The following is a 16,434-nucleotide window of genomic DNA, read 5'->3' on the forward strand; positions in this document are numbered from 1 at the left end:
AGGTTGACTGTGCCTTCAGTTACGCAAACCTTCACGGACACATCTGTTCCCTCCGTAATGTCGTGCGGTACTGAATAAGTATTCCCGCTACCCTTTGTGTTCACGTACTTGAAGTCGTAGGAGTTCTGATCTGATCGAAATGGCGCCACGTCGGCATAGATGGTTACTGAATGGCCATCCGCACACAAATCTGTGGTTTCAAACGAGTCCCCGTTGGCGACAAATCGGCCATAGCCGCCATAGGCGCAGTTAGAGCCAGATGCCGCCGCCGGATAGAGCAAAATACTGTTACTGCCTGCGAATGCCGTGCCGGTGCTGGCCACGACACCCATCAGGAGGCAGCCAGTGAGGGCCAACGTGGAACTTTTCCTCATGTCAATCCCTATGCCTTGGATGCGGTGAGATGGTCAGACCAGTGTGAGTGGTGAGTATTGGGCCTGTCGTTGTCTACGCGTCCACGGTTGCGTTGTCGCTGCGTCTACTCCGGCCCCTGCCCGGTCTCCGCCTGTACCTGTACGCGGTACTCGATGGGCGAGACCCCGTACGCTCTGCGGAACGCGCGCGTGAAGTCGGGGGCGCGGACCAGGCCCCAGCGGGTGGCGATGGTGTGGACGGGTGTGGAGCTGAGGTTGGGGTTCGCCAGGTCGCGGCGGGTGCCTTCGAGGCGCTGGGCGCGGATCCAGGCCGCGACCGTCTCACCGGGGGTGTCTTCTTTGAAGATCCGGTGCAGGTAGCTCAGTGAGATGTGATGCGCGTCCGCTATCACGGCCGGTGACAGCTCGGGGTCGTGCAGGTTCTGGCGAACGAACGCCTGGATGCGTGTCGTCAGTGCCCGTTGGCGGGTCTCCGGCGGCAGCGCGTCCTCCGCCTCCAGCATCTGCGCGAACCAGGCGGACAACAGGTCGACCAGGGCGGTGCCGAGGCGGGGCGCGTCGGACGGCGTAAGGACGTCGGCCTGCTGCTCCAGCCCGGTCAGGAATCCCGTCAGCAGGGCGCCCACTCCCTCCCGCCCCGACAGCCGCCGCCCCAGCAGCTGTTGGACACGGGAGGGGGCCAGCGGCAACAGCGCCTTGGGGAAGTCCACGCCCACCCCGGTGAGCACCTGACGGCCCAGGCCGGCCGGCACGTGCACTTCGTAGGGCCGCGACGTGTCACTAACCCACAGATCCCTTGGCCCGTACGCCTCGGCCCGCCCCACATGCTCGAACCCCAAGTCGCCGCCGAGGACCAGCGACAGGTGGTACATCTCCGGATCGGACTGCCGCACCAGCTTCTCGGTACGCCGAAACGCCGTGGGCAGGTACGACGTCGGCCACACCAGCACCGGGCCCAGCTCCAGCAGCCGCTGTTGCGCCCAGAAGTCATCGGCGAACAGGCTGCTCATGTGACTGGGGGCGATCGCCCGGTGCATCAACTCGCACCAGTACTCGAACCGGTGCTCCTTGGGCACGTCGTCGCTCCGGAAAACCGTTCCGATCATGCCGGGGTCAGCCCTGAGCGGTGGCCGGGCGAAGTCCGCCCAAGCGGGAGGAGAGAGGTGAGTTGGGGGTGGTGTTCCTGGAGTCCAGGATGCGCTGCGTCCGGTGGTGCCCCCGCATTGGTATCGCGCACGTCCACATCGAGGACCAGGGCGAAAGGCCCGGTCTCCTGCTCGTCGAAGTCAACAACGGCGGAGAACACGCCCCGCCCCTCCTCAGACTTCCGTCATGACACACAACCGCCACTACGATACCGCTCGCCAGCTGATCGACCCCGCCATCGACTACGTCGGCCACGTCCGCGCCGACACCGGATGGCGATGGCTGGGTCCATGGCGTGCCATCCTGCTTGAACGAAGGTGGGGACGGGCGGGCGCCGCCTCGGGGGATCGGTGCGCTGCCCGGCTGTGCTCGCAGCGGCGGGATCTCCGCTCAGACTGCCGCTTACGAGGGCACGGGCGGGCCAGCACCGAGGTACTCGCGCTGAGTAGGCCAGACAGCGACGTCCACAGCACGGGGGTTGTCCGCCAGCGTCCAGTGCCCATGTCGCTGAGGCACCGGCTCCAACGGACGACCCTGGAGTTCGACTTTCACATGATCAACAACACCGTGAGCGGCTGAGCCGAAAACGGTCAGGGTGATGAAGGCACCTACAGGAGGCGCGCCTTGTCCATAGTCATCGGCCCATTCAGAGACGGGTTTTCCTGCTGCCCACTCGAATAGGGCTGTCTCGCCAGGGCGCAGCACATGCTCTCGAAGGAGGTAACTACTGCGTGCTCCACCGACCGACTGCGGACGGCTGATCGAAACACCTGGCAGCAGCGGTGAGTCACCGCCAATGAAACGGCCCTCTCCATCAATACGGATCCGAGCTCTAGAGCGCCCCTCATTGGTCACAATTCCGCGTACCACGAACCACATCAACTGGTGTGTGTCCTGCGGGAAGATGAGGTCCTCTGGCCCAACCAGTGATGATGCGTGCACAGTGAGGGAGTCGAACAAACGCTGATCGCCTGCTTGAGGCATGCCAGCCAAGCCCGGATTTCTCAACGGAGGCCACTCGGGGGCCTCACTCAACACCACTACCCGGTGGGCCTGCTCGTCCAGCCTCGTCCGCATGGTCTCCACTACCGCGCTGCAGGCAGCCTCCGCAGCGGTAACGGCAGCGTCTGTCGCCTGCCTGCCCATTTCAAGCTGACGTTTCAGAGCGGCGAGCTGATAGACACCGAAACCCACCAACACACACGTGGCTATTGCCGCCAACGTCGTACTGAGATCTGCTGCGTCCTGAAGATTCACGCTCGCACATTGCCACAAGTCAGTACTAAGCCACTCCCAGCAGACCTCTGCCCGGGCACGCCATGGCTTGTGCCCGGGCAGCCCCTCTACCAGCGCATGCCGAGGGCGTCGAGATCCGCACGCTGCTCTGCCGGCAGCTTCGCGGCGCGGCGGCGGGTGTTGTCCAGGAACGACCCGAGCCTGATCTCCTCGCCGTCGACGAGCTCCACGTGCTTGCGCGCCGGCTGCAAGTGCCCTTCCCGGGCGTGGAGCTGGCGTGCGGCCGCGAGGTTGGTTGCCCATCGGTCGCTCTGCGAACGCCGTACCGGCACCGCCACGGTCTCGGCCTCCGGATCGACACCGATGGTCTCCAGCAGGTACTGCTGGACGGGCACGAGCCGGTCCCACCCGGCCACCTGCCCGGCGATCCACACCCCGAGGTCCTCGCCCTGGACGACGACGTCCCCCGGCCCGGCCGGGAGCGCCCCGGCCGCCTGCACATGCGCGAGACCAGCCGATACGCGGGTGTTCAGCCGCTCTCCTCAGTCTTCCGGCGGCGGCAGCACCGTGGTGTGACAGACCGGGACTTGGAGGGCCTTTTCCTGCCTGCCGTTGAGGTTGGTACAGGTTGCGGTCCATCGGATGGCTGTGCTGTCCGCCGGGATGTCTCGCCCGAACAGGGTGATCGCAGGCAGAGACTCTGAGGCGTGGGCACGCAGGTCGACTGGTGGGAAGCGGATGGACAGACCTTCTGCAGACTTGAGGATCTCGGGTCGCTCGGTCACTGGTCGGCGGCTCGCTTCGGCCGTACCCATCAGCGAGCTCAAACCCGGCGTTTTCGGGAAAGCGCCCAACGACATCGGGGTCTTCTCGCCGTAGGCGGGCGGTGGCTCCGGCCAGGGAATCACAACAGGATCGGACACGGTGCTCTTGCGCGCGACGCCCATGACGGGGATCTGGTCCGGACTCAAAGTGGCGATGACCTGCACTTTATGAAGCATCAGGTCTGTTCGGTTGTCGAGACGGAGCAGCAAGGGCGTACCGCGCAACGCCGCTGTGACGCAGAGTGCAGACGGAAGCTGCTGCCGGCACTTCTCGATGTAGGCGTCGACTTCCGCCCGATATTCATCGTGCGACCGCACGTCCCTGGACACCACCAACTGCATGGCCATCGCTGCGATGTCCAGGCGCTCCTGATGCCGGTCGAAAGCCTGCTGCTCCTCATCGGAAAGTGCCTCGCCTTCACGTCTCCGACGTTCCATTTCCTCCAGGTCCTTCACCGACAGGCCGTACTGCCCGCTCAACTTGGCGCGGGGGCGACCATCACGGGATTCGATCCTGATCACCCCGTCTGTGGAAGGCACGCGCCTCGGCGGAGGCAGTGACGACAGCAGCACGCGCCGCTTCGCATCCAGAGTGTCTTCGAGTTGGCGTTCGTCAACGTGAAGATCGAGGACGGCTCCGTCGGCAACGGCAACCTCGATGTCCATCTGCTGCTCGCGATGTATCAGCCTCGCGGAGAGTGCCTCGATGTCGACAGCGCGGGCGGGAATGGTCTGACTCGGCCGCCGGACGAAGATCGTGCCGTTCTGGAAGTCCGCATAGGTCTTCTGCAAGGTATGCAGGGGATCTCCCCACCGTGGAGGGACTACATCAACGAACATGACGTGCGCAGTACCTGATCCAGCGTCAAAGGGAACGTACGTCACGTCGAAGCGCACTGCCTCACCTGCGTATTTACTCAGCCAGGGAAAGAGGTTCGCGCCGTCATGCTGGGGAGTCCCGCAGAGATTGCCCGGCTCTACGCCCACCAGAAGATAGGCATGGCCCTCGGTCCACCTGCTGGCAACGTCCGGCATGCGATTGGCGAAACCGAGGATCGCTTTGGCCACTGTGAACTGCCCATGTGCCTTATCCATCTCAAGCGACGACTTCCACTCCAGCCACTGTGTTTCATCAGCGGCCGATGCACTCAGTACGGCCTTGATCAGGAGCTGCCGCTCGAGCAGGCCCACCACAGCCCGGGAGGAGTCGAAATCGAGCATGCCGTTCTCCGTTCATCGCATGTGAGGCCAGCATGCCCGACCCATGGACCACGTTCATTGCCCTTTTCCCACCTCGTCCTGCGCCGCAGAGAGGCAAGGGGCGGCTGACCAGTCTCGCCGCGCGATCTGTCGCAGGCTCCACGGCCGGACCCGGCGGACCCGAACGCCGAGCGGGGAACAGCCGCTGTCCCAGGACCTTCCTGACAGGGAAGATCGGCTCAGGTCCTGGCAGCGCGCGGTGTGCCGGCTATGGGTGAGGGCTGTCGTCGGTGTCGGGGGGTGGGGTGTGGCCGCGGTGTCGGATGCGGGCCCACAGCCATTGAGTGGTCAGGCTCAGGGTGGTGACGGTGAGGCCGGAGAGGACGTTGGCGGCGAACTCGCGTGCGAAGTCATCCACGGGGGGCCTCCGCCTGTGTGGGAGAGGCCGGGTGAATGTGCCGGATTGAACGCGGAGAGTAGCCGTCGTTGGCCATGCTGGTCTCCTCATGACGTGGTGGGCACCCGAGGTTCGACCCGGTGCGGCACCACTGTTGGAGACCGAAAAATCTTGCACAAGGCTAAATAGATGCAGGTCAGGGGTGAAACAAAGAGGTTGCCTCTGGCGTGTGGTGGGGGAGCGGGATGACCACAGGGTCAGCGGATGGTGTGCCGGGACGGCAGCGGGGGCGGGGCCGGCCGCGGAAAGCACTGGACGGGGCCGATCTGGGGCCGGAGCGGCTGGCGTTCGTCGCAGCGCTGCGCACCGTCTTCTTCGACCGGCTCAAGGACGAGGGAGTGACGTACGCGGAGATCAGCCAGCGGCTGGGCGCGGATTACAGTCTGACGACGCTGAGCCGGATCGCGTCCGGGCGAAAGCTGCCGGAGTACGAGCAGTTGGTCGCGCTGGTGGCGTTGGTGCCGCATCTGGTGGGCCAGCCGCTGACGGAGAAGGCCGAGGAGCATCTCTGGCAGCTGTATCTGCGCGCGGTCGGCGTCAAGAACCCCGAGCACGTGCCGTACTACCAATATCTGCGGGACGTCGCCCGCGCGCGCGAGCGGCAGCAGGCCATGGTCGCGATCCGGGCCTCGCACCCCTTACCCGCAAACGGTGAGGAGGACGACCCCGATGCCGTCCAACTGCGCGACGACGCAGCCGCCCTGCTCCACCAAGTGGCCCGCGCCGGCATCCCGCTACCGCCCCAGCCACTGGTCACCCCGCCTCCCGGCGCGAGCAGGCCCCCCGCCGTGGACGCCCTGCTGGACCAGACCGACCACGCACTGCGCCGCCACCTCGCACCGCTGGAGTCCGAAGGCTTTGTTTCCGCGGATGAAACAGACCCAAGTCCCCCTGAACCGGCCGGGGTATCCCAGCCGGCACCCTCCCCTTCCGGGCCCCTCTGGGGATTCAGCACCGGCGCCGCGGGCCGGGCATCTGCACGCGCAGATCTGGTCGGTGGTCCTGGCGGTCGTCTGCGTCGTGTTCGCGGTGGGCTATCTCCTCGAGCGCCTGCCCCTGTAGCGCGACGACGACCCCCAGGCCGACGCCAGCAGCGCCGCCACCAGCCCCCAGGCTGGGCCGTACCCTGGTGGTACGACAACAGGTGGCAACGGCGGTGGCGTTCAGCCTCAGCCCAGCGAGAAGGCACCGAAAACTGCCGACTCTTCCACCGGTCCCGGCGCCACCCAGACCGACACGGGCCAGCAGTCGCAGACCAGCACCGACCCCACCGTGACCATCACCGATCCCACCACCGACCAGGCAGAAGGCCCGGTCCTGGGCGGCTGGGGCGTGAACGCCTCCCCACGCCTGGACGCGGCAGATTGCTCGCAGCCGATCGTCTTCACCCTCAGCGCGGCCGCCCAGCGCCCGGGCACGGTCGAGTACACGTGGCATCCCGACGACCAGCTGATCGCCCGCGGAGTCCAGGACCGCCACAGGCACGATGACCTTCACCACCACCAACGAGCAGCACGAGGAGTTCACGGTTCAACTGACCGGAACCCAGCCCGGCGAGCGCGTCCAGGGCGGCATGACCGTGGAAGTCACCTCGCCAGACGCCAACCGCGGCACGACCGGCGACGTCTTCGACATCACCTGCACCTGACAGGCCAGCCACACCACGCTTCGCCGTACGCAGCACGGCCCTTGTCCGTTGCCACGGCCAGCCACGATGGTCTCGGATCCGGTGCCGGGGGCGAGTGCACCCCGCCGTGGACGGAGGACCGTGAAGACCAGGTCCCGGCAGGCACGCGGGCCATACGCTGGAACGCAGCACGGGGAGCGTGGTTTCGGGGGGACACGATGAGCGCGATCGATGGGTCCGGCACGGCATCTGACGGCACGTCGGACCGGCAATGGTTCATCAGTCATGCGGGTGCGGACCGGGCATGGGCGGAGTGGGTCGGCTGGCAGCTCCTGGACGCCGGGCACCAGGTCGAGCTGGACTACTGGCACTGGGGTGCGGGCGACAACTTCGTTATGAAGATGAACGCCGCCCTCGAGCGCGGTCGGCTGCTGGCGTTGTTCTCCCCGGCGTACTTTGAGCCGGAGCGGTTCACCACGCCGGAGTGGACCGCGATGGTGGCGACGCGGGAGAAGATCACCCCGCTCCGGGTGACCGCGGTGGAGCCGCCGGCGATCCTGCGCCCGCTGCTCAGCCGGGACCTGTTCGGCCTGAGCCCGGTAGAGGCTCGTCGGGTGTTGCTGGAGGCGGTCGACGGCCCGTCCCGGCCGGATGAGGAGCCGCCCTTCCCTGGCCCGGGTGGGGTGTTGCGGCAGGTCGGAGCCAGCGGCCCGCGTCTGCCCGGGAGTCTTCCCAGAGTGCGGAACCTGCCCGCCCGGAACGCGGCTTTCACTGGCCGCGACAGTCTCCTGGTGCACCTGCGTGAGGCGCTGGCGTCCGGGCAGCGGGTGGCGGTCCAGGCCTTGTACGGCCGGGGCGGGGTGGGCAAAACTCAGCTGGCGGTGGAGTACGCGTACCGGTTCGCTGGCGAGTACGAACTGGCCTGGTGGATTGCCGCGGAAGATCCGGCTTTGATCCCCGACCAGCTTGCCGCTCTCGCCGCCCGGACCGGCGCTGCCCCAGTCGGCACCCTGGCCGCCGCTGCGGTCGAGCTGCTGCTGGGTGAGCTGGGGGAGCGCTCGCGCTGGCTGCTGGTCTTCGACAACGCCGAAGACCCCGACGCCTTGGCCCCGTTCCTGCCCGGCGGCCCCGGGCATGTGCTGATCACCTCCCGCAACCCCCACTGGAACAGTTACGCCGTTCCCCTCGACGTCGACACCCTGTCCCGTACCGAGTCGGTGGCGTTGCTGCGCGCCCAGGGTGCCGTCCTGACCGATGCGGACGCGGACGACATCGCCGCCACCCTGGACGATCTGCCGCTCGCGCTGGCGCAGGCGGCCGCGCTGCTTCTTCGGGGTTTGTCGGCGGCGGATTTGAAGAAGGAGCTGGCGGCGAACCTGGTGGCGGTGATGGCTCAGAGGCATCCGCCCGGCTACCCGGCCGCGCTGGCCGCGCAGGTTCGGCTCACCCGTACCCGCCTGGAAACCGACCATCCCGGAGCGGTCGCGGTGGTGAATGCGCTGGCCCTGCTGGCACCCGAACCCTTCCCCCTCACCACCTGCGCCAGCCACCTCCCCGACCAGGCCTCCACCCTCCTGAAAGAAGTGGTTGATTCACGGTTGGCGGTGGTGGGTGCGGTGGAAGCGGTCGCCCGGCACGGTCTGGCCCGCGTCCAGGGCGGCACCCTCCAACTGCACCGCTTCACCCAGGACATGCTCAAGGGCCAGATGGCCAGCCAGGAGCTCGACCAGGCCGTGGCCGATGCTGAAGCACTCCTGACCGCGGCCGACCCCGGCTGGGCCGGTGAGCCGCGGTTCTGGCCGGCCTGGCAGGTTCTGCTCCCGCACGCCCTGGCCATCGACCCTGCCCGGCTCACCACCAGCCGGGGCCGGGACGTGGTGGGGGTGGCGTGCTGGTATCTGATGGACCGCGGGCAGGCCCGCCCGGCCCGGGAGCGGCTGCAACGGCTGCATGACACCTGGCTGCAACAGCTGGGCCCTGACGACGTGGACACCCTGCGGGCCGCCCACAGCCTGGCCCGCGCCTACGACGACACCCAGGACCACGAACGCGCCCGCGCGCTGGACGAAGACACGCTCGCCCGCCTCCGACGCCTCTACGGCGAGGACCACCCCGACACCCTGGCCAGCGCCCACAACCTTGCCGTCCGGCTGTGGGCGCTGGGACGGTACGAGGAAGCCCTCGCCCTGGACCAGAAGACGTTGGAGACGCGCCGTCAGGTGTTGGGGTCGGAGCATCCGGACACGCTGAACACGGCAGCCGCACTGGCCATCCGGCTAGCGGCTGTGGGTCGGGTGGGGGAGGCGGTGGTGTTGGGGGAGGAGACGCTGGAGGCGCGGCGTCGGGTGTTGGGGTTGGAGCATCCGGACACGTTGATCACGGCGTCGAACCTGGCCATTTGGTTGGCGTCTGTGGGTCGGGTGGGGGAGGCGGTGGTGTTGGGGGAGGAGACGCTGGAGGTGCAGCGTCGGGTGTTGGGGTTGGAGCATCCGAACACGCTGAACACGGCGTCGAACCTGGCCGTCGACCTGGCGGATGCAGGTCGAGTGAGAGAGGCGCGTGTGCTGGGTGAGGAGACGTTGGAGGCGCGGCGTCGGGTGTTGGGGTCGGAGCATCCGCACACGCTGGGCACGGTCGGTCTGCTGGAGTGGCTGGAGCGCCAGCAGGCCGAGGGCGAAGAGTCCTGACCTCGTTGTCCCGGCCTGCGGACGTCTACCAGCGCATCCCCAACGCGTGGAGGGCTTCACGGCGTTCGGGGCTCAGCTTTGCGGCCCTCCTGCGGGCGTTGGCGATGAACGACCCCAGCCCGAGCAGCTCGCCCTCAACAATCTCGCGGTGCTGGCGAGGTACACGCAGGTGTCCTTCGCGGGCGTGGAACTGTCGGGCTGCGGTCATGTTCCGCTCCCACAGTTCGTCCTGCGAGCGCCGCGTCGGCACCACCGGCATGCCGACGCTCTCGGGGTGCAAACCGATCGTCTCAAGCAGGTACTGCTGGACGGGCACGAGCCGGTCCCATCCGGCCACCTGCCCGGCGATCCACACCCCGAGGTCCTCGCCCTGGACGACAACGTCCCCCGGCCCGGCCGGGAGCGCCCCGCCCACCTGCACATGCGCGAGCGCTAGCCGATACGAGGGTGGCCAGCCGATCTCGCACCCCTATGGGCCCACCCGGGTTCGATATCCGGCAGCGCCGTCATAGGTCTTGGTCTCGGCGCGGCTGCGCTGCTCGTTCCGGGAGAGTAGTTGGCCGTTGCGTGCCACACTGTTCGTGCGCCCGCCAGGCTCCCCCGTCCTGGCGGGCGCAGCATTGTCGAGGCGCTCCTCTCTTTCGCGGAGCAACGCGGCGGATCCGCGTCGACGGCATGCAACGCGGGCCCGCCCGAATCCTCCCGGTGCCTGGGATGGATGCTGGTGAACGCGGGGCCGGTCAAGGGCTGCTGGTCATAGGGTGGTTGGTGACGTACGGCGGCACGGTGCGGGGGCACGGATGAGCGATACGGGGGCGTCGGACGGCACGTCGGACCAGGTGTGGTTCATCAGTCACGCCGGGGCGGACCGGGCGTGGGCGGAGTGGATCGCCTGGCAGCTGACGGAGGCCGGGCACCGGGTGGAGCTGGACGACTGGGACTGGGGTGCGGGCGACAACTTCATCCTGAAGATGAACGCCGCCCTGGAGCGGGGCCGGATGCTGGCGTTGTTCTCTCCGGCCTACTTCGAGCTCGAGCGGTTCACCACGTCGGAGTGGACCGCGGTCCTGGCCCGGAAGGAAAAGATCGTCCCGGTCCGCATCGAGGAGGCCACCCCGCCGCCGATCCTGAGTTCCCTCCTGGCCCCGGACCTGTTCGGACTGCACGACCACGAGGCCCGCCAGGCGCTGCTGCGCGCGGTGAACGGCCCCACCAGACCCGGCACATCACCACCGCGCCCGCAGGGAATGCGCGCCCGGGCAGGCGACGAGAGTGGGCCGCGGCTGCCCGGCAGCCTGCCTGAGGTATGGAACCTGCCGGCCCGCAACGCGGCCTTCACCGGCCGCGACACCCTCCTGGCCCATCTTCACCAGCAGCTTGTACCAGCCAGTCGGGTCGCCGTCCACGCCCTCCACGGCCGGGGCGGGGTCGGCAAGACCCAGCTGGCGATCGAGTACGCGCACCGCTTCGCCGGCGCCTACGAATGCGCCTGGTGGATCGCCGCGGAAGACCCCGCCCTGATCCCCGACCAGCTGGCCCGGCTTGCTGCGGACAAAGAACTCGTACCCGCAGCAACACCCGCGGCTGAGGCGATCGCCGCGCTCCTGCGCGAGCTGCGCACCCGGGACCGCTGGCTCCTCATCTTCGACAACGCCGAAAACCCCGACGCCCTCGTCCCGTTCCTGCCCGGCGGAAGGGGCCACGTCCTGATCACCTCCCGCAACCCCCACTGGAACAACTACGCCGTCCCCCTCGACATCGACACCCTCTCCCGCACCGAATCGGTGACCTTGCTGCGCGCCCAGGGCGCCGTCCTCACCGACGCGGACGCCGACCACATCGCCGCCACCCTCGACGATCTCCCGCTGGCGCTGGCGCAGGCGGCCGCGCTGTTGACCCGGGGTTTGTCGGCGGCGGATCTTAAGGAGGAACTGGAGGCGAACCTGGTGCAGGTGATGGCGCAGGGGCATCCGTTCGGCTACCCGGCCGCGCTGGCCGCGCAGGTCCACCTCACTCGCACCCGCCTCAAGACTGACCACCCCAGTGCCGCCACGGTGGTGGATGCGCTGGCCCTGTTGGCACCCGAGCCCTTCCCCCTCACCACCTGCGCCGGCCACCTCCCTGACCAGACCTCTCCGCTACTGAAGGAGACGGTGGGTTCGCGGCTGGAGGCGGTGGGTGCGGTGGAGGTGGTCGCCCGGCATGGTCTGGCCCGCGTCCAGGGCGGCACTCTGCAACTGCACCGCCTGACCCAGGACATGCTGAAGGGGCAGATGACCGGCCAGGAGCACGACCGGGCGGTGGCGGATGCCGAAGCACTCCTGACCGCGGCATACCCCGGCCGGACCGGTGAGCCGCGGTCCTGGCCGGCCTGGCAGGTTCTGCTCCCGCACGCCCTGGCCCTCGACCCCGCCCTGCTCACCACCAGCTGGGGACGGTACGTGGTGGGGGTGGCGTGCTGGTATCTGATGGACCGCGGGCAGGCCCGCCCGGCCCGGGAGCGGCTGCAACGGCTGTATGACACCTGCCTGCAGCAGCTGGACCCGGACCACGACGACACCCTGCATGCCGCCCACAACCTGGCTCGCGCCTACCACGACACCCAAGACCATGAACAGGCCCTCGCTTTGGACGAGGACACCCTCGCCCGCCGCCGACGCCTCTACGGTGACGACCACCCCGACACCCTGGTCAGCGCCCACAGCCTTGCCGTCCGGTTGTGGTCGCTGGGACGGCACGAGGAAGCTCTCGCCCTGGACGAGAAGACGCTGGAGACGCGCAGTCGGGTGTTGGGATCGGAGGATCCGAACACACTGCTCACGTCGACCGCACTGGTTGTCCGATTGGCGGATGTGGGTCGGGTGGATGAGGCGGTGGTGCTGGGGGAGGGGACGTTGGAGGTGCAGCGTCGGGTGTTGGGGTCGGAGCATCCGGGCGCGCTGCTCACGGCGTACAACCTGGCCATCTGTTTGGCGGATGTGGGTCGGGTGGATGAGGCGGTGGCGTTGGGGGAGGAGACGCTGGAGGTGCGCCGTCGGGCGTTGGGCTCGGACCATCCGGACACGCTGAACGCATTCGGTGCGCTGGAGTGGCTGAAGCGGAAGCAGGCTGAGGGCGAAAAGTCCTGACCCCGTTACCCCCGGCCTGTGATCTTCTACCAGCGCATGCCGAGGGCATCGAGATCCGCACGCCGCTCGGCCGGCAGTCTGGCCGCACGGCGCCGCGTGTTGTCCAGGAAGGACCCGAGCCTGATCTCCTCGCCGTCGACGACCTCGACGTGCTCGCGCGCCGGCGGCGAGTGCCGTTCCCGCGCGTGGAACTGACGGGCGGCCGCGAGGTTGGCCGTCCACCGGTCGCTCTGCGAACGCCGTACTGGCACCGCCACGGCCTGGCTCTCGGAATCACACCGAGCGTCTCCAGCAGGTATTGCCGGCCGGGCAGGAGCCGGTCCCACTTGGGAAAGCCGCACCGATCGGAACTCGCGTCCGCGCTCAGGGGCGACGCCCAGGCTCTCCAGGCGGTAGCGCTGGGCCGGTGTCAGCTCGTCCCACCTGGCTACATGCCCTGCCCTTCGAGACCGGTCGGCTTTGCTGCGCCAGCACTGCATCCTCGAGCAATCCACATCACGTCGCCTCCCTTCAGTACCGTCCCAAAGCCCGCTCTCAGCGACCGAGACGGATCCTGAACGGTCCGATGTAAAGGGCCGTGCCCTCAAAGGCGTTCGCCACTTCACGGGGGAAGGAAGCGGGAGGCATGGTGGACTGCTCTACATCGATCAGCGGAAACTGCGCACATCGCACCGGCTTCTCTTCCCCATCGACGAGGACCGTCACCGTGACGGACTGGCCCCGTCGGAGAAGAGCCGGCTTGATGATGAGGCCTCCGCGGTGCCTGCCTCCGGTGCCTGGGATCAGCGTCTGCCATGTTGCTCGCTCGCAGGGACGCCCTTCGGGGTGACAGCCACTGCGACGGCCCTCGATGCCCCGGAGGGCCTGTCACATGGCAGCCGGGAGGCCGCGAACACCGCAGGGCGGTCTGGGAGCCGACTGCCGACTTCTGGCGGCAACACCGGCCCATTCATTCGAGGAACATTCCCCCGTCACGCGGGCGGCAGGTTGAACGGCGTGACCACGTGGATCGCCGAGGGCAGGGGCGGGCCGCCGTCCGGCAGTGCCTTGTTGGCGCGCATGATGGTCTGGCAAGCGCGGCGCACGTCCTGGCGCAGATCGTGGTGGAGCACCGCAGAGAGACGGCGCTCGCGCAGGAGACGGGTGTTGTCGTGATCGAGATCGTGCGCGATGAAGACGGCACACGGCCTGCCCAGCGCGTCGAAGGCGTCCAGCGTGGCAAAGTTGCCCCCTCCCATCGAGTAGACCGCGACGATGTCCTCGTCGCGCTTGAGCGCCTCGAGCACCAGGTCGCGCTGGGTGGCGTCCAGGCCGTCGCTGTCGGTGACCTCCACCAGTGAGCGTCTGGGCTGCGCGAGGCGCATCGCGCTGCGGAATCCCATGTCGCGTTCCTCCTCGCCTCGGAAGGAGCCCCGGCTGATGGTGGTGAGCACATTGCCGGGTCGGCCGCCGAGCCACTGTTCGAGAAGGTAGGCGGCGGTGGCGCCTGCCGCGCGGTTATCGATGCCGACGTAGGCCAGGCGCGCGCTGTGGGGCAGGTCGGTCACCAAGGTGACCACAGGGATGCCGGCCGCGGCCAGTCGCCCTACGGCGGCGGCGACCTCAGGCACGTCGGGAGCCTTGAGGATCACACCCTGCGTGCCACGCTTGGCGATCTTGTCGAGGATGCCGGTCATCTCGCCGGGCGGGCAGGTCTCGCGGAAGTGGAAACGTGAGCGGACGACGGCGGGGTGCAGGGCAGGCAGTTCGGCCTCGAGCGCCTCGCGTACGGCGGCGGAGAACCGCTCCGGTGCCTGCATCACGATGTCGATCATGAAGGTGTGGCCCCCGATGCGGACCTGGGTCTGCTGACGGTCCAGGTCTTTGATCGCTTGATGCACTTCCCTGATCGTGCTTTCGGTGACGCTGCCCCGGTTGTTGAGCACCCGGTCGACCGTCGCGGTGCTCAGTCCGGCCTGCCGGGCGATTTCCCTGATGGGGTAGGGGTGGCGCATGACGGTTCCCTGAAGACGATGATGGACTTTTGATTTATTCGAGAGGATTGATTGATGGGCGTGATCCCTCAAGACTGGCAGAAATGCAGGCACTGCGAAAGGACCCCGCATGTCCCTCACCGCTGCGCGATCACGGACTTGGCTGACCGAGGACGACTGCGATCTCGACGCGTTCCGCTTGCTCGTCGAGCAGGACGCCGACCCGGCCGACCACCCTCTGGCAGAGCGAGTCGAGCAGAATGTTCCCCTCTACGACAGCGACCGGCTCCGTAGCCTGACGGCTACCGCTGACGGCCGACGCGAGGTACAGACCGAGCTGATCAGGGCGCTCCTCGACGGACCCGGCATCGTGCTCTTCAAGGGCGCCTTCCCCGACGCGACGGTCGTGGACCGGGCTTCCGAGGCCTTCACCGCGCTGATTGAGGAGGAGCGCGCGGGCGGCACCGCCCGCGGCGATCACTTCGCCAAGCCGGGCGCCAACGACCGAGTCTGGAATGCACTGGACAAGGTGGCCGTACGGTCCCCCGAGGTGTTCGCCGACTACTACGCCAACGACATGCTGGCGCTGATCTCCGAGGCCTGGCTGGGCCCTGCCTACCAGGTGACCTCCCAGGTCAACGTCGTCAACCCGGGCGGGGCCGCGCAAAGCGTGCACCGCGACTACCACCTCGGTTTCCTCACCCAGGAACGCGTCGCGGCCTATCCGGCGCATGTCCACCGCTTGTCGCCCGTGCTCACCCTCCAGGGCGCCGTCGCCCACTGCGACATGCCCGTCGAGTCCGGCCCGACGCTCTACCTGCCGCACTCGCAGAAGTACGAGCCCGGTTACCTCGCCTGGCGACTCCCGCAGTTCGTCGAGTACTTCGATGCCCACCATGTCCAGCTCCCCTTGGCCAAGGGCGACGCGGCCTTCTTCAACCCCGCGCTCTTCCATGCCGCCGGACACAACCGCTCGCACGCCATCCGGCGCATGGCCAACCTGCTGCAGATCTCCTCCGCATTCGGCCGCGCCATGGAGACAGTGGACCGCGAGGCGATGGCGAACGCGCTCTTCCCGGTGCTGCTGCGGCGCAAGGCCGAGGGGGTTTCGCAGGACTGGCTTCGCCGCGTGGTCGCCGCCACTGCTGAGGGCTACCCCTTCCCCACCAACTTGGACCTCGACCCCCCGGTCGACGGTCTCGCACCGCCCTCCCAGGCGCACACTGTCTGGCAAGCCGTAACCGAGGGCTGGACCCACGACCGACTGCGCCAGGAACTGCAGGCTGGCGCCGAGCGCCGCCGCGGCTGAAAGGGGCACAGCACTCTTGGCACTTCTTCAGAGCAAGATCGTTCTGGTCAACGGTGGCAGCCAGGGCGTCGGAGCCGGCATCGTGCAGGCCGCCGTACGGGAAGGTGCGACCGTCGTCTTCGCCGGCCGCCGGGTCGAGGAGCTCGCCGGATCGATCATGATCGCCGCGCTCACGTTTTCCTTCCTGGCCAGCATCGGGGCGAATCCGGCGGCCCCCGACAGCATGACGAGCCAGGCGACTGTCCAGCTCCAGAGCGGTACACCGTTCCTGTCCGACACCCAGCTGGAGACCGCCCTCAATGAAGCCAACGTGAGCCCGCAGGTGTCCCAGGCGGCACTGGACGCGAACGCCGCCGCCAGGCTCGACGGCCTGAGCGCGGCGCTCGCCATCCTGGCCTTTGCTGCGCTGCTGGCCCTCTTCTTCACCCAGAGGATTCCGTCGGCCCAGCTGCGCTCGAAGGAGCGGTAACCGC

General features: G+C 68.0%; 14 protein-coding genes. 7 read left to right on the plus strand and 7 right to left on the minus strand.

Annotated features, from left to right (window positions below; translation table 11 throughout):
• Positions 1 to 478: 478 nt before the first annotated feature.
• The 4 genes from OG381_RS47170 to OG381_RS47185 all read right to left on the minus strand — a co-directional run bounded on the left by OG381_RS47170 (position 479) and on the right by OG381_RS47185 (position 5,198).
• Complete coding sequence (locus OG381_RS47170) at positions 479 to 1,480, minus strand: helix-turn-helix domain-containing protein (RefSeq protein ID WP_327722142.1); 1,002 nt, start codon at positions 1,478 to 1,480, stop codon at positions 479 to 481.
• Between the two features lie 1,383 nt (positions 1,481 to 2,863).
• Complete coding sequence (locus OG381_RS47175; RefSeq protein WP_327722143.1) at positions 2,864 to 3,256, minus strand: helicase associated domain-containing protein; 393 nt, start codon at positions 3,254 to 3,256, stop codon at positions 2,864 to 2,866.
• 42 nt (positions 3,257 to 3,298) lie between these two features.
• Entirely contained in the window at positions 3,299 to 4,801 is a 1,503-nt protein-coding gene (locus tag OG381_RS47180; protein ID WP_327722144.1) for an AlbA family DNA-binding domain-containing protein, read from the minus strand.
• A 247-nt stretch (positions 4,802 to 5,048) separates the two neighbouring features.
• Positions 5,049 to 5,198 (minus strand): hypothetical protein, encoded by a 150-nt coding sequence (locus tag OG381_RS47185; protein WP_327722145.1) that lies wholly within the window; start codon positions 5,196 to 5,198, stop codon positions 5,049 to 5,051.
• A 909-nt stretch (positions 5,199 to 6,107) separates the two neighbouring features.
• Between OG381_RS47185 and OG381_RS47190 the strand changes: the two genes are divergently transcribed.
• The 3 genes from OG381_RS47190 (at position 6,108) to fxsT (OG381_RS47200) (ending at position 9,551) form a co-directional block, all read left to right on the plus strand.
• Positions 6,108 to 6,299 (plus strand): hypothetical protein, encoded by a 192-nt coding sequence (locus tag OG381_RS47190; protein ID WP_327722146.1) that lies wholly within the window; start codon positions 6,108 to 6,110, stop codon positions 6,297 to 6,299.
• Between the two features lie 424 nt (positions 6,300 to 6,723).
• The gene (locus OG381_RS47195) at positions 6,724 to 6,885 is read left to right on the plus strand and encodes a hypothetical protein (RefSeq protein WP_327722147.1); all 162 of its coding nucleotides are present in this window, start codon (positions 6,724 to 6,726) and stop codon (positions 6,883 to 6,885) included.
• A 197-nt stretch (positions 6,886 to 7,082) separates the two neighbouring features.
• On the plus strand, positions 7,083 to 9,551 hold the full coding sequence (gene fxsT / locus OG381_RS47200; protein WP_327722148.1) for an FxSxx-COOH system tetratricopeptide repeat protein: 2,469 nt from the start codon (positions 7,083 to 7,085) through the stop codon (positions 9,549 to 9,551).
• 25 nt (positions 9,552 to 9,576) lie between these two features.
• On the opposite strand, the gene OG381_RS47205 is transcribed toward fxsT (OG381_RS47200), so the two are convergent.
• The gene (locus tag OG381_RS47205) at positions 9,577 to 9,810 is read right to left on the minus strand and encodes a helicase associated domain-containing protein (protein ID WP_443062074.1); all 234 of its coding nucleotides are present in this window, start codon (positions 9,808 to 9,810) and stop codon (positions 9,577 to 9,579) included.
• Positions 9,811 to 9,825: 15 nt separating this feature from the next.
• Here OG381_RS47205 and OG381_RS47210 point away from each other — a divergent pair, with 15 nt between their 5' ends.
• Both OG381_RS47210 and fxsT (OG381_RS47215) read left to right on the plus strand, forming a co-directional pair.
• Positions 9,826 to 9,987: a hypothetical protein gene (locus tag OG381_RS47210; RefSeq protein ID WP_327722150.1), complete on the plus strand. Its 162-nt coding sequence runs from the start codon at positions 9,826 to 9,828 to the stop codon at positions 9,985 to 9,987.
• Positions 9,988 to 10,351: 364 nt separating this feature from the next.
• Positions 10,352 to 12,679 (plus strand): FxSxx-COOH system tetratricopeptide repeat protein, encoded by a 2,328-nt coding sequence (gene fxsT, locus OG381_RS47215; RefSeq protein ID WP_327722151.1) that lies wholly within the window; start codon positions 10,352 to 10,354, stop codon positions 12,677 to 12,679.
• 26 nt (positions 12,680 to 12,705) lie between these two features.
• Here the strand turns inward: fxsT (OG381_RS47215) and OG381_RS47220 are convergent, their stop codons facing one another.
• Positions 12,706 to 12,936 (minus strand): helicase associated domain-containing protein, encoded by a 231-nt coding sequence (locus OG381_RS47220; protein ID WP_327722152.1) that lies wholly within the window; start codon positions 12,934 to 12,936, stop codon positions 12,706 to 12,708.
• A gap of 714 nt (positions 12,937 to 13,650) precedes the next feature.
• Positions 13,651 to 14,673 (minus strand): LacI family DNA-binding transcriptional regulator, encoded by a 1,023-nt coding sequence (locus OG381_RS47225; RefSeq protein ID WP_327722750.1) that lies wholly within the window; start codon positions 14,671 to 14,673, stop codon positions 13,651 to 13,653.
• 109 nt (positions 14,674 to 14,782) lie between these two features.
• Here OG381_RS47225 and OG381_RS47230 point away from each other — a divergent pair, with 109 nt between their 5' ends.
• Both OG381_RS47230 and OG381_RS47235 read left to right on the plus strand, forming a co-directional pair.
• Positions 14,783 to 15,961: a phytanoyl-CoA dioxygenase family protein gene (locus tag OG381_RS47230; protein ID WP_327722153.1), complete on the plus strand. Its 1,179-nt coding sequence runs from the start codon at positions 14,783 to 14,785 to the stop codon at positions 15,959 to 15,961.
• 16 nt (positions 15,962 to 15,977) lie between these two features.
• Positions 15,978 to 16,430, plus strand: coding sequence for a hypothetical protein (locus OG381_RS47235; protein ID WP_327722154.1), 453 nt, complete (start codon positions 15,978 to 15,980; stop codon positions 16,428 to 16,430).
• Positions 16,431 to 16,434: the final 4 nt, after the last annotated feature.

The sequence above is a fragment of the Streptomyces sp. NBC_00490 genome (assembly GCF_036013645.1).
Taxonomy (GTDB): Bacteria; Actinomycetota; Actinomycetes; order Streptomycetales; family Streptomycetaceae; genus Streptomyces; species Streptomyces canus_F.